The organism is Phytohabitans flavus, assembly GCF_011764545.1.
GTDB lineage: Bacteria > Actinomycetota > Actinomycetes > Mycobacteriales > Micromonosporaceae > Phytohabitans > Phytohabitans flavus.
Genome location: NZ_AP022870.1, coordinates 3,904,519 through 3,924,076 on the forward strand (window position 1 = coordinate 3,904,519; position 19,558 = coordinate 3,924,076).

A 19,558-nucleotide genomic window follows, 5' to 3' on the forward strand; every position below is an offset into this window, starting at 1 on the left:
CGACGGTCGTCGGGCTTTGTGCACGGGAGCGCGGCGCGACCAGCGGTGATACGACGTTCGTGGTGCTAACGAACTTAGCCTGATGCTTGCGGGGTGGGACCGTTCAGTTGTGTTCCTGTGGTGTCTGGCTGACTTCGTGCATGGCGACGATGCGGTCCGCGATTCTTTCGAGGAGTGGCATGTCGTGTGAGATGGCCAGGACGCCGTAGTCGCCGCGGGTGGTGCCGTCGAGGATGATCCGCCAGATTTGGACTTGGCTGATCGCGTCGAGGCTGGCGGTGATCTCGTCGGCGACGAGGTAGGCGGGTCGGGACAGCAGCGCGCGGGCCAGGTTGACTCGCTGGAGCTCGCCGCCGCTCAGCTCATGTGGGAAGGAGTCGAGCCATGTGGCGTGGACGAGTTCGGTGTCGAGGACGGGTCGTAGATCGTGGGCGCCCTCGGCGAGGACGTCGCGGATCTTCCAGCGTGGGTTCATGGACAGTTCGGAGTGCTGCAGGATGAGCTGGGCGGATCGTGCGCGGCCGCGGCCGGGCGGGCTGGATACCGATCCTTTTGCCGGGGTGAGCCGGCCGGTGAGGAGCCGGGCAAGGGTGCTCTTGCCGCAGCCGCTCGGTCCCCAGAGGCCCACGACCTCACCGGGGGCGACGTGGATGGTGACGTCCCGGATGATCCACTCGTTGCGGTAGCCGAACCAGAGTCCGGTGCCGGTGAGTGCGGTGGCGACGGGTGTGGTGGTCAGATCGCGGCTGAGGTTGGTCATCTGGGTACCTCGTCGGCGAGCGCGGCCGGGTCGTGGATGAGTCGGAATCCGTGGGTTGGGAGCGCTTGCCAGAGTGCCTGGCTGTAGGGGTGGCCTAGGGCTGATCCGTCGCCGGTGAACTGGTCGGGTGTGGCTTCCTCGATGGTCCGTCCGGCGTGGCAGACGACGACGGCGTCGGCGACGGTCAGCGCCTGGTCGATGTCGTGGGTGACCAGGACGACGGCGGAGCCGCTGTCGGCGAGGTGGCGGATGTCGGCGAGTACCTCGGTCACGCTGGTGGGGTGCAGGCCGGGCGTGGGTTCGTCCGCGAACACCAGTGCCGGCTGGCTGATGGTTGCGATCCCGAAGAGAATCCTGCGTGTCATCCCGCCGGAGAGTTGGTGCGGAAACAGCCGTCGCGTCTGTGGCGGGAGACCGCGTCGTTCGAGGACCGCGAGCGCGGCACCCTCCGGGTCCGGCAGGCCGGCCAGGCGGGCTGCACGTTTGAGCTGTGCGCCGACGCGGGCGAGGGGGTCGAGGTAGGTGCCGGACTGCGGGAGCAGGGTCATTTCCCGGCCGGCCAATGCTCGTCGCGCAGCGGGGTGACCGGCGCCCCGTGGAAGCTGATCGTGCCGTGTTCTTCGGCGTTGGGCGGGAGCAGCCCCATGGTGGCCAGGCCGATGAGGCTTTTGCCGGCGCCGCTGGCGCCGACGACTGCGACGATTTCGCCTGCCCGGGCGGTCAGCGACATGTCGACGACCGGGGTGACGGTGCGGCGGCGCAGGCCGCGTTCGTACTGGTGGAACGTGATCGCGAGGTGGGACACGGTGAGCACCGGCGGCGGCGCGGTCATAGGTGGTAGCTCCTCGGGTCGAGGATCGAGCGCAGGTTCTCTCCGATCGAGTCCACGAGCTTGACCAGGGCGAGGAGGCAGACGCCTGGCAGGACGGCCAGCCACCACATGCCAGCCGACAGGACCTTCATCGAGTCGGCGAGGAGGATCCCGATCGCGGGCTGTGTGGGGTCGATTCCGAGGCCGAGGAAGGACAGCGCAGCCTCGTGGAGGATCGCGTGCGGGAACATCAGCGCGGTGCCTACCACGAAGTGTGGGAGCAGGTGGGGAACGAGGTGGCGTCGGGCGAGCCGGAACGTGCTGGTGCCGAGGGCTCGGGATGTGGCGACGTACTCGGAGCTGATGACCTGGCGTGCCTGCGCCTGTAGGACCCGCGTAAGGGTCGGCCAGTGGGTCACGGCCACGGCGATGATCACGGCTCTGGTACCGCCGCCGAGCGCGAAGGCGAGCAGGATCAGCAGAACCAGGTGTGGGAGGGCGAGGAAGAGGTCGACCAGCCAGTTGACGGCTGTCTCGGCCCATCCGCCGATCGTGACCGACAGGCTTGCCAGGACGATCGCGATCACGGTCGAGGCCAGCGCGGCGGTAGTACCGACGAGCAGGCTGAGGCGCAGGCCCACGAGGGTCCGCGCGAACATGTCCCGGCCGAGCCGGTCGGTGCCGAACCAGTCGCCCGCCGTTGGGCCTTTGTTGACCGCGTCGAGGTGGGGGGTGCGGGCGGCGTCCTGGGCCAGTGTGCCGGCGACGACAATGCCGACGAGCACGGCGGCGGCGAGCACCAGGTAGGCCAGGACACGGGTGCGGCGGTCGCCGAGCAGGCGGGGACGGGCGGTCTTGGCCGGAGCGGTCACCGCGCACCGTCCAGCGACACCCTCGGGTCCACGAGCCGGTGGATCACGTCGCCGAGCAGGTTTCCGATGAACACGAAGACGGTGGTGAACAGTGCGATGCCAAGCAGGAGCGGCACGTCCTGCCGCAGCGCGGCGGTTGTCGTCGCCTCGCCCAGGCCGGGGTAGGAGAAGACCTGTTCGGCGAGGATCGAACCGCCGAACAGCTCACCGAACGAGGCGAACGAGAGCATGAGGGCCGGGGCACAGGCGTTGCGCAGGATCCGGTGCCGGACCAGGCCCCAGCCTCGCTCGCCCTGTGCGCGTGCGAAGGCGACGTGGTCACTGGCGAGGGCTTCGACGACGGCTTGGCGGGTGTGCAGCACGATCGGAGCGACTCCGACAATGCTCAGCGCTACCGCTGGAAGGATCAGGTGGTGCAGCCGATCCCAGATGGTGACCTCGTCCGCCATCGCTCCGATCGGGACCGCGCAGCACACCGGCGCGACCCGCAGGGCGACGGCGAAGACGTACAGCAGCAGCAGTGCCACCCAGAACGTCGGCGCGGAGGCGAGGGTGTAGGCCCACCAGGTCAGGACCCGGTCCACCCACCGTCCTCGGAAGTACCCGGCGAGCAGCCCCATCCCGAAGCCGAGGACCGCGGACAGCGACCAGGCGGCGATCATCAGGGCGAGGCTGGTGAGGAACCGCTCGGCGATGACGTCGACGACCGGCTGGTTGAACACGATCGAGTCGCCGAGGTTGCCCTGAACGACCTCTCTGGCCCAGGCGAGGAAGCGCGTCAGGGGCGGGTCGTTGAAGCCCCACGTTTCTTCGATGACCGCACGCTGCTCCGGCCCGAGCCGGGTGACCTCGGCACCGACGTACGCCCGGACCGGGTCGACCGGCGACGCCATCATGAGACTGAACGCGGCGACCGCGACCCCGCAGAGCAGGACCACGAGCCGCAGGGCGCGGCGGGCCACGAACCGCCCCCAGCGAAAGCCGCCAGGAACGGTACGGGCCGCCGGCACGCGACGTGTGTCGACGGCTGTCATGGGTCAGCAGGTCCACGTCCACCGGGCAATGCCGGCGGTGATCGGCCAGCCGTGCCCGTGCGGTTCAGTCTGTGGCTTGCCGAGGCCGAGACAGGTGTTCGTGTAGTAAACGTGGTCGAGGTTGACCAGCCACGCCCACGCCGCGTCGGCGGATGCGGCGAAGCCGTTCCCGCTGGCGTCGAGTTGCGCGGCGCGCCATTCGGCGTTGGCCGCCTCTGGGTCGGCTGTGGACAGTGCCGCGTCAAGGTGGCGGTCGACGTCCGGGTTGGCGTAGAAGCCGGTGTTCCAGTACTCGACACCGGCCTGGCGTGAGCTGTACAGGTTGTACATCTCCGTCGGGTCGTGCGATCCCCACCCGAACAGCACGGCGTCGGTGTGCATCCGTTGTTCGATCTCCTCCCAGGTGGCCGCCTTCGGCTCGATCCGGATCCCGACCGGTGCCACCTGGTCGGCGAGCGCGACCGCGAGTCCCTGGCGCAGGGTGTCGTCGGCCGGGTAGAGCACGGTGAACGCGGCCTCGACGCCGGCCTTCTCCCGCACGCCGTCGCCGTCGGCGTCCTTCCAGCCCGCCGCGTCGAGCAGCGATCGGGCGTCGTCGGGCTTGTTGTCGGTGATGGCCGACCTGGGCTCGTACCAGGGCGCGCCGTCGGCCGGTCCAGTGGCCGGCGAACCGTACCCGTGCAGCACGCCCTCGACCAGCACCTGCCGGTTGGCGGCCAGGTTGACCGCTGGCCGGATCGCCCGATCCGAGGTGACATCGTTGCCGATCGGGGCACCCTTGTCGGTCTTACGCCCATCGTCGGGCACGTACGGGAACATCACACCGCGGTTGTCGATCGACGGCACCTTCACCAGCGTCATGCCCTGGATGTCACCGGTGACAAGTGTTGACGGAACCGAGGCGAGCTGGACCTGGCCGGCGCGCGCCGCGGCAAGGGTGCCGTCCTCGTCGGTGAAGAGGAACACGATCCGCTCGAAGGACGGCTTGTCGCCGTAGTACTTCTCGTTGCGCTGGACGATGAGCTGCTGGCCCTTGTCCCACTGCACGAAGGTAAACGGGCCCGACCCAATCGGACGCTGCGCATAGTCGGCGCCGTGGGCGTGCTCGGGCACGATGCCCAGCGACGCCAGCCGGTAGACGAACGTGCTCTGCGGCCGCTGCAGGACGAACTCGACAGTCGTGTCGTTGGTTGCCGTGGCGGTCGCGAGGGCACTGACGTCAGTCAGGCCGGGCTGCTGCTTCGCGGTCACGAACGTGTAGGCCACGTCGCCAGCCGTCACAGGCTTCCCGTCGGTGAACACGGCATCATCACGCAGCGAAACGGTCCACTTCAGACCGTCCGGGCTCACCTGGTACCCGGTGGCCAGGTCGTTGACGATCTTCAGGTCGGTGTCGAGCTTCAGCAGCGTCGACTGGAACAGCGGCGATCCGTAGCGCCCCCACCCCAAGGTCGGGTCGTACCCGTCCTCCGACTCACCGCCGATCGCCAAGCGCAGCTCGGTCGGGGTAGGCCTATCCGTCGCCGACTCGCCATCACCGCCGCTGCACCCGGCCGCCGCCAACAGGCAAGCAACGAGCACGGCCACACCACGAACACGCATGCAAATCTCCCCACGAGTCGCCCAAGGCTGCTGCCATCCTCTTGCTATTGCAGAGCTGTGGCAATAAGGCGGGATGAAGATCGCGACAATGCCGGGCCTCCACATGGTGGCCATCCCGAACGCCGCCCCGGTCATGCCTGGGCGTGCCGCCGGTCGCAGCCATCCGCCTCAGCTGAAGGCGTGGCCCACCAGTCTTCTGCAAGTAGTTTGCAAGAGCAAGAGATTGGTGAGAAGATGGCGGTGGATCTCGGCGGCTCGCCGGCGGGATCCATCGCGATAATCCCGGGCGTCCGGGCATTCGCTGGAGCCGTGGCTTGGGGTCGCCCGCGAGGTGGGTGGTAGTGGCCGCGGTGCCACTGGGTGTCCGGGCGCCTGCGCGCGATGCCGATGCCGGCACCATCGGCCTGCCGCTCAGTCGTTCCGGTTGGCGGGCAGGTCGGCGGCGGCGAGCACCTCGGCGCGTCCCCGCCGTGCTGGACATCGCCCGCCGCCATGTGCTGCTGCTGTCCGGCCGCCGGCAGCAGCGACCCGCCGCAGGCCGCCAACGTACTCCGCCTGATCATCGGCCATGCAGAAAGGGCCGGTGCCCGTCCGAGCGCGTTACGCTCAGCACCATGACCCGTACGGTTACCCGGCGGGAGACCGCCTTCGACCCCGCCGCCCGAGCCGTATGGGCCTGGACGAAGCTCGACGCCATCGGCAGCCGGCACACCATCGCCCGCAGCCTGGTCATCGACATCCTCGCGGCGGTCGACGGGCACCTGTCGGTCACCGAGATTCACGAGCGCGTGGCAGCCACCCGCCCCGAGATCAACCTGTCCACCGTGCACCGCACGGTCACGTTCCTGGTCGAGCACGGCGTCGCGCACGTGCTGCCCTGGCCTGGCGAGGGACGGTACGGGCTCAACGACCACCCGCACCACCACGCCGTCTGCGACACCTGCGGGTCCATCTCCGAGATCGACGCCGAGACACTCTCCACCGCCGTGTCCGCGGCCGAGGAGAGCAGCGGCTTCACGCTGGGTGATGCCGGCGTCGCGCTATTCGGTCGTTGCCCGGCCTGTCGCGGGGAGACACGCCACTAACTGATGCCACATCTGTGTTGTTGCAGATGCTTGGCAACAGCATCGTAGGATGACGGTCATGGAACCTGGCGGCGACGCGCCGTTGGGCTCCGTCGCGATGATCCCGGGCGTCCGGGCGCTGGTCGAGACCGTGCTGTTGAGCGCGCGGGACGGAGAGCTGTGCTTCCGTACCGTGGCGCGGCCGCTCGGTGGCGGGCAGCACCCGGACGCCTGCGCGCGGAGCCTGGCCGGCCCCGGTGTGGGGCTGCTCCACTCGACCTCGTGGCGGTTCGCCGAGGGCGGGATCGTGCTCACCTACGTCGGGCTACCCGACCCCGACGAGGCCGCCCAGGTCCAGCCGGTACTCGACCTCCCGCGGTGCGCGGCGCGGATCCGCTGACCCCCAGCCCGCCGGTGGTACGCCAGGTCGACGTCGCCGCGCATGCCTGCCGTCACCTGGCGTTCCTGCGGCACACCGACCCCCAGGTCGCTGGCACCGTCGCTGGGGCGGCGGAGGTTTGGGACTTGATCGATGTGTTCACCCCGGCGGTGGCCGGGCTCCTACCCATGGAATCGAGGTAACTCCACCGTGGCCGTGTACTCGCTGCCCGACCTCCCCTACGACTACGCGGCCTTGGAGCCGCATATCAATGGGCAGATCCTGGAGCTGCACCACGACAAGCACCATGCCGCGTACGTCAAGGGCGCCAACGACACCCTCGACCGGCTTGCCGAGGCCCGCGACAAGGGTGACTTCACCTCCATCGTCGGGCTGGAGAAGACCCTCGCGTTCAACGTCTCGGGCCATGTGCTGCACACGCTGTACTGGCAGAACATGACCCCGGACGGCGGCGAACGCCCAGACGGCGAGCTGGCCGAGGCGATCACCGAGCACTTCGGGTCGTTCGAGGCGTTCCATGGCCAAATGTCCGCCGCGACCACGCTCGTGCAGGGCTCCGGCTGGGGTGTGCTGTCCTATGAGCCGGCGTCGCGACGGCTGATTGTGGAGCAGGTCTACGACCACCACGGCAACGTCGGCATCGGGTCGGTGCCGTTGCTGGCCTTCGACGCCTGGGAGCACGCCTACTACCTGCAGTACCGCAACGTGCGCCCGGACTTCGTCAAGGCCATGTGGGAGGTCGTCAACTGGCCCGACGTCGCCGCCCGCTACGCCGCCGCCACCGCGACCACCGCGCCGGCCGGGTGAACCCGACCACCCCGGAGGCGGCGATCGCCGCCGTGCTGCCCGCCGCACTGGAGCTGACCACCGCGTACACGGCTGCGAGTGACGACCCCAGCCTGTACTGGCAGACGATGCGGCGGGTGCTCGGCGAGTCGATGGACGGCGCCGACCCGGCCACCGCGATGGCCCAGCTCATCTTCGGGCTCTCCGCCCTGTCCGGGATCCTGCTCGACGACCTCGCCGAGCACACCGGCCAGGACCGGGCCGCGCTGCTGGCAGAGATCCACCGCGCCTACCTGACCGGGTGAACGAGCGTGGACGCGTCCGGGTGGGCGAGGCGGGCGGTAACAGTCGCCAATGCCTGCCCGGACACGCTCACCGTCCTGCGTTACCTGCTGGCCGAATGGCCCCGGCGACAGCAGGCCGCCACGCTCAATGACCTGGCCGCGTTCCGCTACGCCCACGGCCGGCTGCGGCAGGTGTTCACCGCCGCAGCCGCCAGCCGCGACACCGAGGCCGTCGACTGGGTGCGCTGGGAGGTTCGGGTCCGCCAAGCCGCCGACACGGTCGGCTTCCACCCGGTCGCCGACAGCCTCACCCTGTCTGGACACTGTGGACAATGCGCCTGACCGGGCGACGCCCCGTTTCGAGGTCCGCCACGGCGGCGCAGACCGCGTTCTGATGTCGGTGAGGTGGCGGATCTCTCGGACACCCGGTGCGACAAGCGTAGAGCGGCATGAGCGCTATTCACCGAGGTGACGAGCACCTGCATTACAGCGACCACTCCCACCGGTGGATCGCCCCGCCGGACGTCGACCAGGCCATCTGGGAGGCCGGGATGCAGGCGCACATGGCGCAGCATCGGGCGACGATGGGCGGGCCGTTCAACATCGACGAACTCGTCGAGGTACCCAAGACCCGCACGCCCGCCCGGCGGGATCAGATCGTCGAGATGCCCACGCCACGCGTTGCCCGCCAGCGACGGGCGGCCTGACCAGACCTGCCCGTTGCGCTCGGCGGATGTCCACCGCGGCCGGGCCAGCGTTGTCGGCCGCTGGCGAGCCGCTCCGCCCCGATACTGGCGGCCTCGGCCTGGAGCCTCGTGGTCCAATGGTCCGAGGCGGTGGCCGGGTCGGGTTGTCAGCGGTGGAGTTTGGCCCACCGCGCGGCGTCGGCGACGAGGGACGGCAACTCGGGGCTGGTGCTGAGGGCCGCGAGGTCAGACACGGAGACCCACTCGCAGCCGGCGGGGTCGCCTGCGGGTACGTCTTCGATTGGTTGGCAGACGTAGACCATGTCGAGGTGGCGGTGTGGGCCGACCGCGTCGTCGTCGGCCTGTGTCTCGAGGATGACGTAGGGCGGAGTATGCGTGGTAGCCGTCGGGTGGGCGAAGACAACGTCGCTGATCGTCTTGACCCGCAGGCCGGTGTATTCGTTGACCTCCCGGAGCGCCGCGTGCGCGGGATCCTCGCCTGAGTGGATGTGACCGCCAGGGCAGGACCATCGGTCGAGGACGTCGTCGTGTACGAGCAGCACTCGGTCTGCTCCGTCAAGGACGATCGCGGATGCGGAAAAGTGCCGGATCTCCGTCATGAAACTGCCTTTCCCCAGGACATGTCACGTCAGAAGCGCTGCCTTTGGGGAGAGTATTGACTTCTCGCGTGTAAGGCGCTTAAACGGCCAAATCTCCATCTGTTGGTGACGGCGATGCCGCTGCTGTCGTGCGGCGCCGATACCTCGGACGGGCGCCCACCGATCAAGGACGCGCCCCTCTGAATCCCAGAGAAAGCTGCCCGCATCGGGTGGGGCTTGCTCGGTTGTGGAAGCGCGGAGGGTGAGGCCGCGGGAGCAGCGGTCCGGACCACCGCGGACATCGCGGTAGCCCAAATCTTGGTCCTGGAATTGATCCTCCAGCCTGGAGCTGGTCTCGCGGCGAGAAGGCGCATGCTCCACATCGGACAGCTGCTGAACGGCGACGCGGCGGCGGGACCGCTCGCGGGTGACCAAGCCCCCGCGCACGACCTGATCGGCTCTTGTCTGGCTCGCGGGTGGATCTACGGTCCACCCATGACGCTGCTCGCGGACCTCGTGGCCGCCCTCGACACCGGCACGATCGAGGTGGTCGACCTCACCGCTCCCCTGTCCTCGCGGACCCCGATCATCGCGCTACCCGAGCAGTTCGGGCAGACCAGCCGCTTCGGGCTGGCCGAGATCAGCCGGTACGACGACGCCGGGCCCGCCTGGTACTGGAACAACTTCACCAGCGGCGAGCACACCGGCACCCACTTCGATGCGCCTATCCACTGGGTGACCGGGCGTGACCTGCCGGACGTCTCCCGCGTGCCGGCCCGTGACCTCGTCGCGCCGGCGGTGGTGCTGGACTTCACCGCGCGGGTCGCGCAGGACCCGGACGCGCTGCTGGAGGTCGCCGACATCGAGGCGTGGCAGGATGAGCACGGCCCGCTCCCGGCCGGCGGGTGGCTGCTGGTCCGCACCGGGTGGGACGCGCGCAGCGACGACGACGCGGAGTACCTGAACGCCGGCCGTACCCCCGGGATGTCGGCGGCCTGCGCGAAGTGGCTGGCCGAGGAGGCGCCGGTGCGCGGCGTGGGTGTGGAGACGGTCGGCACGGACGCGGGGGCGGCGCACTCGTTCGACCCGCCGTTCCCCTGCCACTCGTACCTGCTGGGCGCCGGCAAGTACGGCCTGACCCAGCTGCGCAACCTCGCCCAGCTGCCGCCCACCGGCGCGGTACTCGTGACCGGCCCGCTGCCCATTGTGGACGGTTCCGGCAGCCCGTGCCGCGTGCTGGCGCTGGTCGAGCGGTGAACGTCGCCGCCGCCGTCGGGCAGGCCCTGGTCGACCACGGCGTGCGGGAGGTCTTCGGCGTCGTCGGCAGCGGCAACTTCCACGTGACGAACGCGCTTGTCGCTGCCGGCGCCCGCTTCCACGCGGCGGCCCACGAGGGCGGCGCGGCGAGTATGGCCGACGGGTACGCGCGGGTCTCCGGCCGCCTCGGCGTGCTCACCGTGCACCAGGGCCCGGGCGTGACGAACGCGCTGACCGGGATCGCCGAGGCGGCGAAGAGCCGTACCCCATTGGTGGTCCTGGCCCCGGAGGCGACGAGCCCGCACTCCAACTTCCACATCGACCTGCCCGCCCTGGCCGCGTCGGTGGGCGCGGACTTCCGGCGGGTGGCGGCAGCCTCCGTGTACGCGGACGTGGCCTGGGCCTGCGCCGCCGGCCGCACGGTGGTGCTGGGCCTCCCGCTCGACGTCCAGTCCCAGGCCGCCGGTCCCGCGTCCGACCCTCCGCCGCTCGCACCCGCCGAGCCGGCCCCGGACGTCGGGTCCCTTGTGGACGCGCTCGCCGCCGCCCAGCGGCCGGTCTTCATCGCCGGCCGGGGTGCCGCCCGCCGCGGCGAGGCGGCCCGTACCGCGATCGCCGCCCTGGCCGACCAGCGCGGCGCCCTCCTCGCGGTGTCCGCCGCCGCCCGCGGCCTCTTCGCCGGCGACCCGTGGTACCTGGACGTCTCCGGCGGCTTCGCCACCCCGCTCGCCGCCGAGCTCATCGGCGGCGCCGACCTGGTGGTCGCGTGGGGCAGCACGCTGAACATGTGGACCACCCGCCACGGCCGCCTGATCCCGCCCGGCGCGACGGTCGCACAGGTCGACGTGGACCCGGCCGCGCTCGGCCGCCACCGCGAGGTCGACGTGGCCGTGACCGGCGACGTGGTCGAGGTGGCCCGCGCCTGCGCCGGCCTTGGCCATGACGAGGGCTGGCGCACCCCCGAGCTGCGGACCCGGATCGCCGCCGAGGGCCGGTGGCGCGACGTGCCGTACCAGGACACGACCGGCGGCGGGCGCATCGACCCCCGTACGCTCAGCGCCGCGCTCGACGACCTGCTCCCCGCGGAACGCACCGTGGTCGTCGACTCGGGCAACTTCATGGGCTACCCGGCGATGTACATGTCGGTGCCGGACGCGGCCGGCTTCTGCTTCACCCAGGCGTTCCAGTCGATCGGGCTGGGCCTCGCCTCCGCGCTCGGCGCCGCGGTCGCCCGCCCGGACCGCCTGACGGTGGCCGCACTCGGCGACGGCGGCTTCCTGATGTCGGTCGCCGAGCTCACCACCGCCGCCCGCCTTGCCCTCCCGCTGCTCGTCGTGGTCTACGACGACGCCGCCTACGGCGCCGAGGTCCACCACTTCGGCCCGCACGGCCACCCGCTGGACACGGTGACGTTCCCGGACACGGACCTGGCCGCGACCGCGCGGGGCTTCGGCTGCGCGTCACTCACGGTCCGCGCTTTGGACGACCTCGACGGTGTACGGGAGTGGCTGCGCGGCCCCCGCGCCACCCCCCTGGTGGTCGACGCCAAGGTCGTCTCGACCGAGCCGTCCTGGTGGCTCGAAGAAGCCTTCCGCGGCCACTGACGGTCAGGCGGGTGGGCGGTTTCTCAGGGCGATCACGGTGGCGCCCGGGTGGAGGCTGGGCGCTAGGGAGCCGCGGACGCCGTCGACGCCGTCGCGCAGGGCTTCCAGCAGCTCGCCGGCCTTCATCGCGCGGCCGAACAGGTGGCCCTGGCCGGCGGTGCAGCCCAGCTCCCACAGGGCCTGGCGCTGGTCGGCCGTCTCGACGCCCTCCGCGACCACCGTCAGGCCGAGCGAGCGGCCCAGCTCGACCGTGGAGCGGACCGCGGCGGCGGCCTGGGCGGAGGTGCGCATCGCGGCGACGAACGTGTGGTCGATCTTCAGCTCGTGTACCGGTATCTCGGAGACGATGGACAGCGACGACTGGCCGGTGCCGAAGTCGTCCAGCGCCAGCCGCACACCGGCCGCGCGAAGGCTGGCAAGCACGCGCTCGACGGCCTGGAGCTGGCCGACCGAGGTGGTCTCGGCCAGCTCCAGCACCAGCGAGGCCGGGTCCAGCCGGTGGGCGCGCAGCTCGTCGAGGACCATCGTGGGGAACGTGGGGTCGAGCAGGCTGTGCGGTGACACGTTCAGCGCGACGGACAGGTCGAAGCCGGCCGACTGCCACTCGCGCAGGCCCAGCAGCGCCTGGCGGAGCACCCGCGCGGTGAACGCGCCGAGCAGGTCGGAGCGCTCCACGATCGGCAGCCACTGCTTGGGCAGCAGCACGCCGTGGCGGGGGTGCTGCCACCGGGTACGCGTCTCGGCCGCGACCACCTCGCCGCTGCCCAGGTCGACGATCGGCTGGAAGCGGACGGCGAACTCGCCCTCCGCCACCGCCCGGGCCAGCTCACCGCCGAGCGAGAGCTGCCGGTGGTCGGCGGTGTCCCGGCCGTGCTGGTAGTCCACGATGGACACTCCGGCACGCTTGGCCTGGTACATCGCCACGTCGGCGCGGCGCAGCAGCTCACCGGCGCTGACCCCGGGACCGGCGAGCGCGATGCCGGCACTGGCCTGCACGGTGACCTGCATGCCGGCGAGGCCGACCGGCTCGCGGAGGCAGTCGAGGATGCGGCGGGCGCGGTGGATCGCGGTGGCCGGGGCGGGGAGGTTGTCGAGCAGGATCGCGAACTCGTCGCCGCCCAGCCGAGCCACCCGCGCGCCGTGCTCGCCGGCGGCGGCGTCCAACCGGCCGGCCACCTCGACCAGGAGCTGGTCGCCGAAGGCGTGGCCGAGCGTGTCGTTGACCTCCTTGAACCGGTTGAGGTCGACGAGCGCCAGCGCGCGGGTACCGCTGCCGGACTGCTCCTGCGCGTCGCCGAGGCGGTCGAGCAGCGCACGCCTGTTGTCGAGGCCGGTGAGCGAGTCGTGGCGGGCGTCGCTGGCGTGCCGCTCGGACTGCTCGTGCAGGTCGGCGTAGGCGCGGGCATTGAGGATCGCGGTGGTCAGCGACGCGCCGAACGCCCGCAGCGTGCTCTCCTCCCGCCCCTGGATCCCGCCCGTCAACGGCGGCAGCGCGAGCCGCAGCACGCCGATCGCACTGCCATCCCGCCCGCCGAGGAAACGGCTGGCGGTCAGCTCGGCCGGCTGCGGCGCCTTGCTGGACGGCCCGTCGTAGAGCACACCGTCGACGTCGGCACGGACGAGCCGGCACGGCTCGACGTCCCAGAGCTCGACCTGGGCCTGCCGGGCGCCGAAGACCGCAACCGCGCCACGGGCCGCGGTGCGCAGGACACCGTCGAGATCGACGCCGTTGAGCGCGTCGGTGGCGGCCGCGAGCTGCTCCCACGTGGCGCGCTCGGCGCGCAGGTGCAGCCGGTGCATGTAGAGGAGATAGAGGACGAGCTGCGCCAGCGGTATCGCGATCAGGAGCCGCGGGTCGAACGCGACAAGGCCGACCGCGGCGCCGGCCAGGAGCAGGCCGGCGAAGTCGACGAGGACCCGCACGTCGAGGTCGGTGCGCCAGACCTGGGCCCACGAGCGGCCGGTGGCGAGCGCCACGGTGGCCGGCGTGACGGTGTGCTCGACCGCGGCGAACGCGGCGGCGGCCAGCGGCAGCGCCACCACATACGTGGTCCAGTGCTGGGTGAGCAGGTCGCCGTCGAGAGACGAATGGACGCCGGCCGCCCAGGCCGCATACGTCGCGGCGGTGACGGCGAGGATGTCCTTGCCACCGTTGTGCAGGGCCTTGTGCAGCGAGGCACCCCGGTGGCGGGCCACGAGGCGGGCGAACAGCACGCCGGTAGCCGCGCAGACGATGGTCCACTCCGGCGGCAGGAGGACCGTGAGGGTCAGCATCGCGGCCGAGGCGGCGCTCAGCCGGAGCTGGGTGCGGATCCGGACGGGCGCCGAGCAGGCCGTGCCGACCGCGACGAGGCCGACCGCGATGACGAGGTAGAGCCACTCCGCCGGCGAGGGGGCGGCGAGTTGGGCGGCCGCCCAGGCAACGCATCCGGCCGCCAAAAACAGGACGAGACCGGTCAACAGCCGCAGCCGCCCGGTCTCACCCTCGCTCACGCCGACCAGCTCTCTACTGTGGAGGCTCGCCATCGACCGATCGACATTCGGTCAGGCTACCGCAGCACTGAGTGAGATCGACACCCTGAGTGGGTCTCATCCCCAGTCGTGATTGCGTCGCATGGTCGTTCCTCCCTCCGCGTCGCCCGGGCACACGGTAGGGAGAATTCGCCCTGGAAAGGAAGCTTAAAACGTCCCTTGAACCACACTGAGCCTATTCAGGCGCATCTGTAACGTTCCGTCTGATTTGCGCAACGCTCCGCAACCGATCATGAAGCGTCACGACCCGGAGCGAGACCACGCGGAGTAACCCTCAAGCGGCACTTTACCCAGCTCAGGTCACATCAGCACCAGTGGTTTCACCCTGGGGTCCCCCTCATCGATGGACGGTTGCGGCGCGTATCGACGCGGTTCTACCAGATACCCGCCGTGACCTGGCACCCACAGTGCACTCCGGACCCATAGCCGGTACGGGCGGGCGAACTTAGGCCCGGTACGCTCGCGCGGTGGAGGATTCGGGGGCGTTACGGCGGCGTGGCCGTCCCCGCGACCCCGATATGGAGGCGCGGGTCTACAGCATTGCCGTCCTTGTCTTCGCCGAGAAGGGCTGGGCGGGGTTCACGCTGGACGAGGTGGCCCGCCGTTCCGGCGTCGGCAAGGCCTCGGTCTACCTGCGCTGGCGCGACAAGCGCGAGCTGCTGCTCGCCGCGATGCGCGACCGGCTGGAGCCCTTCCAGGGCTGGACCCACACCGGTGACCTGCGCGAAGACCTCAAGGCGATGGCGCGGTACGTCTTCCAGATGTACTGGGGCTGGTCCGGCCTGGCGATCATGCGGCTGTGGCTGGACGCCCGCACCTACCCCGACCTCTTCGCCGACCTGCGCGACTTCTACCTCTTCGGCAGCGTCCGCACGGTCGAGGCGATGATCGCCTCGGCGGTCGACCGGGGCGAGCTGCCCGTCGGCACCGCGCCCGCGCTCGTCCTCGGCACGATGTTCGGCGTCGCCACGGTCCAGGTCTCGGTGGCACCGCCGGCGCCGGGCGAAGACGTCACCGCGCGCACCGAGGAGTACGTCGACAACCTCGTCGACATGGTCCTGAGCGGCCTGCGCGGCGGACACACGCCGGCGTCCTAGCGAGAATTCCTCGTCTCCGTTCAGCCATTGACGCCCGCCGTCCGTATCTCCGGGCATGACGGCGATGCTGGGGTACGACGATCCGGGTGGCCCGTACCGCCCAGCCGGCCAGCACTACGAGCCCTGGCCGGGGCCGCGCACGTACCCCCGGCACCGCGCGGACCTGCCCCCGGGCACGGTCTGGGACGCGCCCCCGCCGGACCGGTCCCGCCGGCGCGGTCCGGGCCGGCTCCTGCTCGCGGGGCTGCTGATCGCCGTGTTCTCGGCCGCGTCGGGCGGCGCCGCCGGCTGGTACGCCTCCCTCTGGGCCAACGTGACGCAGGCGCCGCGCCTGGCCGCGGACGCCGCGGTACCGGAGGCGCTGATCGGCGCCGCCGAGGTGGCGCTGTCCGGGGTGGTGTCGATCGAGGTGGTGAGCGACGACGAGGCCTCGTCCGGCTCCGGCTTCGTCATCGACGGCAAGGGCCACATCGTGACGAACAACCATGTCGTGGCTTCCGGCGGCCGGATCACGGTGATCGGCCAGGACGGCGAGGAGCGCACCGCGCGGCTGGTCGGCCGGGTGGAGCGGACCGACATCGCGGTGCTGCGGGTGGGCGATGGCGCGGAGGCGTTCCGCCCGCTCAAGCTGGGCCGGAGCGCGGACCTCAAGGTGGGCGAGCCGGTGCTCGCGGTCGGTTCGCCGCTCGGCCTGTCCGGCAGCGTGACCGCCGGCATCGTGAGCGCCGTCGACCGGCAGGTGCGGATGGGTGACGCGGGGCGGCAGTCGGCGGTACAGACCGACGCCTCGATCAACCCGGGCAACTCGGGCGGGCCGCTGGTCAACGCCCGCGGCCAGGTCGTCGGGGTGAACACCGCGATCGCCACGATCGACGGAAGCGGCAACATCGGCATCGGCTTCGCCATCCCGATCGAGCGGGCCGCGCAAACCGCCCAAGAGATCATCTCGGCGGCGTAAGCTGCGGCGGTGGGAATCGTCACGCCGGGCTTTCGCGGCCGGCCGCGTTCGTCCGGGCCGGACCTGCCGCCCGGGCAGTACCTGACGCACGACTTCCCCGTGCTCTCCGCCGGCCCCACGCCCCGGGTGCCGATGGACCGGTGGGAGTTCGTGATCACCACCGAGACGTCCCGTGCGCACCGGTGGACCTGGGCCGACATGATGGCGCTGCCCAGCGAGACGCCCACCGTCGACATCCACTGCGTGACGAAGTGGTCCAAGCTCGGCACCACCTGGCAGGGCGTCTCCCTCGACACGCTGATGTCCGATGTGGACACCGCCGCCGACTACGCGCTCGTCCAGTCGTACGGCGGGTACACCACCAACCTCCCGCTCACCGACCTGCTCGACGGGCAGGCCTGGCTGGCGTACAAGTTCGACGGCGAAGACCTCCACCCCGAGCACGGCGGCCCGGCCCGGATGCTCATCCCGCACCTGTACTTCTGGAAGTCGGCCAAGTGGGTGCGCGGCATCCAGCTGCGCTTCGACAACGAGCCCGGGTTCTGGGAGACGGCCGGCTACCACGACTACGGTGACCCGTGGCGCGAGCAGCGGTACCAGGGCGACTGACCTGGCGGGTCGCCAAGCTGGCGGAGGCCCGGACCGAGACCCCGACCGCCCGCACGCTTGTGCTCGACGTGCCCGGCTGGCCCGGCCACCTCGCCGGCCAGCACGTCGACGTGCGCCTGACCGCCGAAGACGGGTACACCGCCCAGCGCAGCTACTCGATCGCCGCGCCGGCCGACGGCGACCGGATCGAGCTCACCATCCAGGCGGTACCGGAAGGTGAGGTCTCCCCGTACCTGATCGACGTCTACGGCACCGGCGACCCGGTGGAGGTGCGCGGCCCGGTCGGCGGCTGGTTCGTGTGGCGTCCCACCAGCATGGACCCGGTGCTGCTGGTCGCCGGCGGCTCCGGCATCGTGCCGCTGATGGCGATGATCCGGGCGCGGCGGGCGGCGGGCAGCCGCATCCCGTTCCGCCTGATCTACTCGGTGCGCACGCCCGGCGACGTCTACTACGCCGACGAGCTGCGCCGCCGGGCCCGGGACGACGCCGGCCTCGACGTCACGTACGCGTACACCCGCGAGGTGCCGGAGGGCTGGCCGAACCCGCCGCACCGGATCGGCGTCGCCGACGTCAACACCAACGGCTGGCCGCCCGCCCTCACCCCGGACTGCTACGTGTGCGGCCCGACCGGGTTCGTCGAGGCGGTCGCGGACATCCTCGTCGCGCTCGGACACGACCCCCGTCGCGTCCGTACCGAACGCTTCGGCCCGACTGGAGGCTGACATGATCGAGCCGCGCATGGACCTCGGCCCGCACCTCGACGGCAACGTGCTGGCCGGGCCGCTGCGGGAGATCTTCGCGATGGACGTTACGGCGGCGACAAGCCGCTGCGCCTCCTGCGGCGCGGTCGGGGCGGTGGCTGCCCTGCACGTGTACGCGAACGCGCCCGGCATGGTCGCCCGCTGCCCCACCTGCGAGGAGGTAGTGCTGCGCATGGTCCGCACACCCGACGCGGCCTGGCTCGACATGCGCGGCACGGTCTCGCTCCGCATCCCCATGTGACCGACCACGGCCCCCCGTTCAGCTCCGGCCTGGGGCCTCCGTTCGCCTCCGGCCGGAACGCGGACGTCTACGCGCTGGATGGCGGCTTGGTGCTGCGCCGCCCTCTACGGCCCGCCCGACCTCGATCTGGCGATGACCGCGCTGATCGGCGCCGAGGTTGCCGTCGACCCGGCCTTCGCGCTGCGGGCGGTGGCCCGCGCGCTGATCGGCCCGTACCTCGCGTACGCCGGCGGCCGCCCGCTCGACCAACTCGACGCCGCGGTCGCCATCCGTGCCGGCAACCCGGCGCTCAGCCCGATCGAGGTGTCGAGGCTTGGCGAGGCGGCCGCGCTGGTGGTCTACAGTGCGCGGAGTGTTCGCGATCTCTCTTGACGGCGGGGCCGAGCTGCGCCCGCTGGAGCCCTGGCAGGCCGAGGAGTTCCTGGCCCACATCGACCGGGCGCGCGCCGCGGTCGACCCGTGGATCCCGTGGGCTTCCCTGACGACGTCCGTCGAGTCGGCCCGGACAACCCTCCAGCGGTACGCCGACCGGACCGCCGCCGACACCGGCCGGATCTACGGCATCTGGCTCGACGGCACGCTGGTGGGCGGCACGATGTTCGTGCGCTTCGACGCGGAGGCCGGCAACTGTGAGATCGGCTGCTGGCTGGAGCCGGCCGGGCAGGGCCGCGGCCTCATCACCCGCGCCGCACGCCACCTGATCGACTGGGCGGTACGAGTCCGCGGCATGCACCGCATCATCTGGCAAACCCGCCCCGACAACACCGCCAGCCGCAACGTAGCCCAACGCCTAGGCATGACCCTGGACGCCACACTCCGCGCCGACTACCCCTACAAGGGCACCCGCTACGACACCGAGGTCTGGTCCCTACTCGCGCCAGAGTGGCTCGAGCCCGCCTCGCGCAGTTGATCAGGGAGTTGGTGGGCGTGGCGCGCGGTGTGTCGCTCCTCAAAGTCCCTGATCAACGGGCCTAACTGGTGGCGCTAGCGGCACCAGGCGTGGATTTTTGGGCCGGCTAGGCCGAAGAGAAGCGCGCCGTAGAACGCCACCGCTAGCCACGACTGGCCTGAGCCCAGGCGGTCGGTCGCGGCGGCGAGGATGACCAGCACGACGTTCGCGACGCAGACGAGCATCGCCAGCACGCGGCCTTGGGCCCAGCCGACGAAGACGCCGACGCCGGCGACCACCTGGGTGCCCGCCAGCAGCATCGCGAACACGCCCGCGGCGACGACCCGGGCCTCCTCGCCGTGGGACACCGCGTCCTCGACGACCAGCGCACCGATCACTGCACCAAGCGCCCCGAAGAGGACGAGCAGCAGCGCGACGACCCAGACCGAGGCCGGGCGGGTCGCGGGCCGCTCGGGCTCGGGCGGCCGGTAGCGAGGTCGAAGGGGCGGCTTGCGCCCGGTGCCGTTGTCAGCCATCGAGCGCATGCTATCCAGCTCGATCTACTGTGGACCACGGCTGACTCCAAGCCCGGGTTGACTCGGCAGTAACATACGGCGAGGGACACGCGACGAGGCGGGAGGCGGCCGGGTGGAGCGTCGGCTGGAGGGGAAGGTCGCGCTGGTCACCGGCGCGAGTCGGGCATCGGGTACGC

26 protein-coding genes are annotated in these 19,558 nt (G+C 71.1%); 16 read left to right on the forward strand and 10 right to left on the reverse strand.

The features are described 5' to 3' along the window. Positions 1–103: 103 nt before the first annotated feature. The 7 genes from Pflav_RS16970 to Pflav_RS16995 all read right to left on the reverse strand — a co-directional run bounded on the left by Pflav_RS16970 (position 104) and on the right by Pflav_RS16995 (position 5,649). Positions 104–760 carry an ABC transporter ATP-binding protein gene (locus Pflav_RS16970; RefSeq protein WP_173037038.1) on the reverse strand — a complete coding sequence of 219 codons (657 nt, stop codon included), beginning with the start codon at positions 758–760 and terminating at the stop codon, positions 104–106. Then, complete coding sequence (locus Pflav_RS16975) at positions 757–1,308, reverse strand: ABC transporter ATP-binding protein (RefSeq protein WP_197938597.1); 552 nt, start codon at positions 1,306–1,308, stop codon at positions 757–759. Before Pflav_RS16975 ends, Pflav_RS16970 begins: the two co-directional genes overlap by 4 nt. Beyond that, complete coding sequence (locus Pflav_RS43660; protein WP_197938598.1) at positions 1,305–1,592, reverse strand: ATP-binding cassette domain-containing protein; 288 nt, start codon at positions 1,590–1,592, stop codon at positions 1,305–1,307. Before Pflav_RS43660 ends, Pflav_RS16975 begins: the two co-directional genes overlap by 4 nt. Then, complete coding sequence (locus Pflav_RS16980) at positions 1,589–2,443, reverse strand: ABC transporter permease (RefSeq protein WP_173037039.1); 855 nt, start codon at positions 2,441–2,443, stop codon at positions 1,589–1,591. The genes Pflav_RS43660 and Pflav_RS16980 overlap by 4 nt, the downstream gene beginning before the upstream one ends. Continuing rightward, the gene (locus Pflav_RS16985; protein WP_173037040.1) at positions 2,440–3,477 is read right to left on the reverse strand and encodes an ABC transporter permease; all 1,038 of its coding nucleotides are present in this window, start codon (positions 3,475–3,477) and stop codon (positions 2,440–2,442) included. The genes Pflav_RS16980 and Pflav_RS16985 overlap by 4 nt, the downstream gene beginning before the upstream one ends. A 3-nt stretch (positions 3,478–3,480) precedes the next feature. Continuing rightward, positions 3,481–5,079, reverse strand: coding sequence for an ABC transporter substrate-binding protein (locus Pflav_RS16990; protein ID WP_173037041.1), 1,599 nt, complete (start codon positions 5,077–5,079; stop codon positions 3,481–3,483). Positions 5,080–5,490: 411 nt separating this feature from the next. Continuing rightward, positions 5,491–5,649 (reverse strand): hypothetical protein, encoded by a 159-nt coding sequence (locus Pflav_RS16995; protein ID WP_173037042.1) that lies wholly within the window; start codon positions 5,647–5,649, stop codon positions 5,491–5,493. A 44-nt stretch (positions 5,650–5,693) separates the two neighbouring features. On the opposite strand from Pflav_RS16995, the gene Pflav_RS17000 reads away from it, so the two are divergent. The 7 genes from Pflav_RS17000 (at position 5,694) to Pflav_RS17030 (ending at position 8,320) form a co-directional block, all read left to right on the forward strand. Then, the gene (locus tag Pflav_RS17000) at positions 5,694–6,164 is read left to right on the forward strand and encodes a Fur family transcriptional regulator (RefSeq protein ID WP_173037043.1); all 471 of its coding nucleotides are present in this window, start codon (positions 5,694–5,696) and stop codon (positions 6,162–6,164) included. A 49-nt stretch (positions 6,165–6,213) separates the two neighbouring features. Further along, entirely contained in the window at positions 6,214–6,543 is a 330-nt protein-coding gene (locus Pflav_RS17005) for a hypothetical protein (protein WP_173037044.1), read from the forward strand. Then, positions 6,522–6,725 (forward strand): hypothetical protein, encoded by a 204-nt coding sequence (locus Pflav_RS17010; RefSeq protein WP_173037045.1) that lies wholly within the window; start codon positions 6,522–6,524, stop codon positions 6,723–6,725. The genes Pflav_RS17005 and Pflav_RS17010 overlap by 22 nt, the downstream gene beginning before the upstream one ends. 7 nt (positions 6,726–6,732) lie before the next feature. Then, positions 6,733–7,350, forward strand: a complete 618-nt coding sequence (locus Pflav_RS17015) for a superoxide dismutase (RefSeq protein WP_173037046.1) — start codon at positions 6,733–6,735, stop codon at positions 7,348–7,350. Beyond that, positions 7,347–7,634 carry a hypothetical protein gene (locus Pflav_RS17020; RefSeq protein ID WP_197938599.1) on the forward strand — a complete coding sequence of 96 codons (288 nt, stop codon included), beginning with the start codon at positions 7,347–7,349 and terminating at the stop codon, positions 7,632–7,634. The genes Pflav_RS17015 and Pflav_RS17020 overlap by 4 nt, the downstream gene beginning before the upstream one ends. A gap of 6 nt (positions 7,635–7,640) precedes the next feature. Continuing rightward, on the forward strand, positions 7,641–7,955 hold the full coding sequence (locus Pflav_RS17025; RefSeq protein ID WP_173037047.1) for a hypothetical protein: 315 nt from the start codon (positions 7,641–7,643) through the stop codon (positions 7,953–7,955). Between the two features lie 107 nt (positions 7,956–8,062). After that, positions 8,063–8,320, forward strand: coding sequence for a hypothetical protein (locus Pflav_RS17030; protein WP_173032633.1), 258 nt, complete (start codon positions 8,063–8,065; stop codon positions 8,318–8,320). 146 nt (positions 8,321–8,466) lie between these two features. Here Pflav_RS17030 and Pflav_RS17035 read toward each other — a convergent pair whose 3' ends face one another. After that, on the reverse strand, positions 8,467–8,919 hold the full coding sequence (locus Pflav_RS17035) for an NUDIX domain-containing protein (RefSeq protein WP_173037048.1): 453 nt from the start codon (positions 8,917–8,919) through the stop codon (positions 8,467–8,469). A 474-nt stretch (positions 8,920–9,393) separates the two neighbouring features. On the opposite strand from Pflav_RS17035, the gene Pflav_RS17040 reads away from it, so the two are divergent. Continuing rightward, entirely contained in the window at positions 9,394–10,155 is a 762-nt protein-coding gene (locus tag Pflav_RS17040) for a cyclase family protein (RefSeq protein ID WP_173037049.1), read from the forward strand. Further along, entirely contained in the window at positions 10,152–11,759 is a 1,608-nt protein-coding gene (locus Pflav_RS17045; RefSeq protein WP_173037050.1) for a thiamine pyrophosphate-binding protein, read from the forward strand. Before Pflav_RS17040 ends, Pflav_RS17045 begins: the two co-directional genes overlap by 4 nt. A gap of 3 nt (positions 11,760–11,762) precedes the next feature. On the opposite strand, the gene Pflav_RS17050 is transcribed toward Pflav_RS17045, so the two are convergent. Then, complete coding sequence (locus Pflav_RS17050; RefSeq protein ID WP_173037051.1) at positions 11,763–14,252, reverse strand: putative bifunctional diguanylate cyclase/phosphodiesterase; 2,490 nt, start codon at positions 14,250–14,252, stop codon at positions 11,763–11,765. Positions 14,253–14,758: 506 nt separating this feature from the next. On the opposite strand from Pflav_RS17050, the gene Pflav_RS17055 reads away from it, so the two are divergent. The 7 genes from Pflav_RS17055 to Pflav_RS17085 all read left to right on the forward strand — a co-directional run bounded on the left by Pflav_RS17055 (position 14,759) and on the right by Pflav_RS17085 (position 18,867). Beyond that, positions 14,759–15,388 carry a TetR/AcrR family transcriptional regulator gene (locus Pflav_RS17055; protein WP_173037052.1) on the forward strand — a complete coding sequence of 210 codons (630 nt, stop codon included), beginning with the start codon at positions 14,759–14,761 and terminating at the stop codon, positions 15,386–15,388. A gap of 55 nt (positions 15,389–15,443) precedes the next feature. Beyond that, the gene (locus Pflav_RS17060) at positions 15,444–16,346 is read left to right on the forward strand and encodes a S1C family serine protease (RefSeq protein ID WP_173037053.1); all 903 of its coding nucleotides are present in this window, start codon (positions 15,444–15,446) and stop codon (positions 16,344–16,346) included. A gap of 9 nt (positions 16,347–16,355) precedes the next feature. Continuing rightward, a complete protein-coding gene (locus Pflav_RS17065; RefSeq protein ID WP_173037054.1) occupies positions 16,356–16,955 on the forward strand; it encodes a sulfite oxidase-like oxidoreductase in 600 nt (199 codons plus the stop codon). Next, complete coding sequence (locus Pflav_RS17070) at positions 16,925–17,677, forward strand: ferredoxin reductase (RefSeq protein ID WP_173037055.1); 753 nt, start codon at positions 16,925–16,927, stop codon at positions 17,675–17,677. The genes Pflav_RS17065 and Pflav_RS17070 overlap by 31 nt, the downstream gene beginning before the upstream one ends. A gap of 1 nt (position 17,678) precedes the next feature. After that, positions 17,679–17,957 (forward strand): DUF6510 family protein, encoded by a 279-nt coding sequence (locus tag Pflav_RS17075; RefSeq protein ID WP_232071507.1) that lies wholly within the window; start codon positions 17,679–17,681, stop codon positions 17,955–17,957. A 78-nt stretch (positions 17,958–18,035) separates the two neighbouring features. Then, positions 18,036–18,329: a hypothetical protein gene (locus Pflav_RS17080; protein ID WP_173037056.1), complete on the forward strand. Its 294-nt coding sequence runs from the start codon at positions 18,036–18,038 to the stop codon at positions 18,327–18,329. Continuing rightward, complete coding sequence (locus tag Pflav_RS17085; protein ID WP_173037057.1) at positions 18,310–18,867, forward strand: GNAT family N-acetyltransferase; 558 nt, start codon at positions 18,310–18,312, stop codon at positions 18,865–18,867. Before Pflav_RS17080 ends, Pflav_RS17085 begins: the two co-directional genes overlap by 20 nt. A gap of 74 nt (positions 18,868–18,941) precedes the next feature. Here the strand turns inward: Pflav_RS17085 and Pflav_RS17090 are convergent, their stop codons facing one another. Then, positions 18,942–19,382 carry a hypothetical protein gene (locus Pflav_RS17090; RefSeq protein ID WP_173037058.1) on the reverse strand — a complete coding sequence of 147 codons (441 nt, stop codon included), beginning with the start codon at positions 19,380–19,382 and terminating at the stop codon, positions 18,942–18,944. Positions 19,383–19,558 lie beyond the last annotated feature (176 nt).

Coding starts and splice junctions, on each gene's coding strand:
- Pflav_RS16970 (WP_173037038.1), bottom strand. CDS start 760: ATGACCAACCTCAGCCGCGATCTGACCACCACACCCGTCGCCACCGCA.
- Pflav_RS16975 (WP_197938597.1), bottom strand. CDS start 1,308: ATGACCCTGCTCCCGCAGTCCGGCACCTACCTCGACCCCCTCGCCCGC.
- Pflav_RS43660 (WP_197938598.1), bottom strand. CDS start 1,592: ATGACCGCGCCGCCGCCGGTGCTCACCGTGTCCCACCTCGCGATCACG.
- Pflav_RS16985 (WP_173037040.1), bottom strand. CDS start 3,477: ATGACAGCCGTCGACACACGTCGCGTGCCGGCGGCCCGTACCGTTCCT.
- Pflav_RS16990 (WP_173037041.1), bottom strand. CDS start 5,079: ATGCGTGTTCGTGGTGTGGCCGTGCTCGTTGCTTGCCTGTTGGCGGCG.
- Pflav_RS16995 (WP_173037042.1), bottom strand. CDS start 5,649: ATGGCCGATGATCAGGCGGAGTACGTTGGCGGCCTGCGGCGGGTCGCT.
- Pflav_RS17000 (WP_173037043.1), top strand. CDS start 5,694: ATGACCCGTACGGTTACCCGGCGGGAGACCGCCTTCGACCCCGCCGCC.
- Pflav_RS17005 (WP_173037044.1), top strand. CDS start 6,214: ATGACGGTCATGGAACCTGGCGGCGACGCGCCGTTGGGCTCCGTCGCG.
- Pflav_RS17030 (WP_173032633.1), top strand. CDS start 8,063: ATGAGCGCTATTCACCGAGGTGACGAGCACCTGCATTACAGCGACCAC.
- Pflav_RS17035 (WP_173037048.1), bottom strand. CDS start 8,919: ATGACGGAGATCCGGCACTTTTCCGCATCCGCGATCGTCCTTGACGGA.
- Pflav_RS17040 (WP_173037049.1), top strand. CDS start 9,394: ATGACGCTGCTCGCGGACCTCGTGGCCGCCCTCGACACCGGCACGATC.
- Pflav_RS17060 (WP_173037053.1), top strand. CDS start 15,444: ATGACGGCGATGCTGGGGTACGACGATCCGGGTGGCCCGTACCGCCCA.
- Pflav_RS17075 (WP_232071507.1), top strand. CDS start 17,679: ATGATCGAGCCGCGCATGGACCTCGGCCCGCACCTCGACGGCAACGTG.
- Pflav_RS17080 (WP_173037056.1), top strand. CDS start 18,036: ATGGCGGCTTGGTGCTGCGCCGCCCTCTACGGCCCGCCCGACCTCGAT.
- Pflav_RS17090 (WP_173037058.1), bottom strand. CDS start 19,382: ATGGCTGACAACGGCACCGGGCGCAAGCCGCCCCTTCGACCTCGCTAC.